Origin of the sequence: Acinetobacter legionensis, assembly GCF_048551735.1 — a bacterium.
Lineage (GTDB): Bacteria > Pseudomonadota > Gammaproteobacteria > Pseudomonadales > Moraxellaceae > Acinetobacter.
In genome coordinates this window covers 1-229 of record NZ_JBIMBV010000126.1, presented here as the reverse complement: position 1 = coordinate 229, position 229 = coordinate 1, and the positions used below count along the sequence as shown (strand labels likewise).

Here is a 229-nt window from a genome sequence, read left to right as displayed (position 1 = left end):
GGAACAGCACCGAGTGGCGCAGGTGGTGACACTTTTCGTTCGACTGGCACCAAAGTAAATGAAAACTTCACCAATAACACGCACGCTGCGAGTCGATTAGTAGGAACTGCAGCTGGCAATTTAATGGAGGTCGGGGCGTTTGGGTTAGGTAAAAAGATTCTTGGTGATTTATCAATGTCTGATGTTTCTTCGAAAAACCCAACAGAGCTCTATAACTTTTTAGCGGTTA

At 45.0% G+C, this 229-nt stretch carries 1 pseudogene; it reads left to right on the top strand.

Annotated elements, in window-relative coordinates:
- Positions 1-229: pseudogene (locus tag ACG9ZL_RS21310) on the top strand (hypothetical protein); the annotation flags it as partial.